1 pseudogene is annotated in these 320 nt (G+C 61.9%); it reads left to right on the top strand.

Annotated features, from left to right (window positions below):
- Positions 1–217 precede the first annotated feature (217 nt).
- Positions 218–320: pseudogene (locus tag EN851_RS37975) on the top strand (nitroreductase); the annotation flags it as partial.

Here is a 320-nt window from a genome sequence, read left to right as displayed (position 1 = left end):
GCGGCGACCAGCGCGATCACGAAAAGGCGCAGTGTCCCCTCAAACATGCCTTGCGTTGAAGCCGAAGCCGGTGGCAATTTCAAGGCCTAGAAGCGCGTCGCGTTGCGCGGCGGCTTCTTATCCGGCGTAAAACGCCATCGCCCGAGCCGCCCGACCTCCCGATGGCGTGCTTCAGCTCAAAATTGAATGCTATCGAATGCTTAGCAGACTTGCGCCACTGGCGTCGCCGATCATCGACTTCCTGCTCACCCGCAATTCCGCGCCGATCCCCGATCTCAAGGAGCCGGCGCCGAGCCATGCCGAGATCGCGACGATGATCG

The organism is Mesorhizobium sp. M8A.F.Ca.ET.208.01.1.1 (assembly GCF_004791315.1).
Taxonomy (GTDB): domain Bacteria; phylum Pseudomonadota; class Alphaproteobacteria; order Rhizobiales; family Rhizobiaceae; genus Mesorhizobium.
The sequence above is the reverse complement of the archived record's forward strand: the minus strand, read 5'-3'. Positions and strand labels throughout refer to the sequence as shown.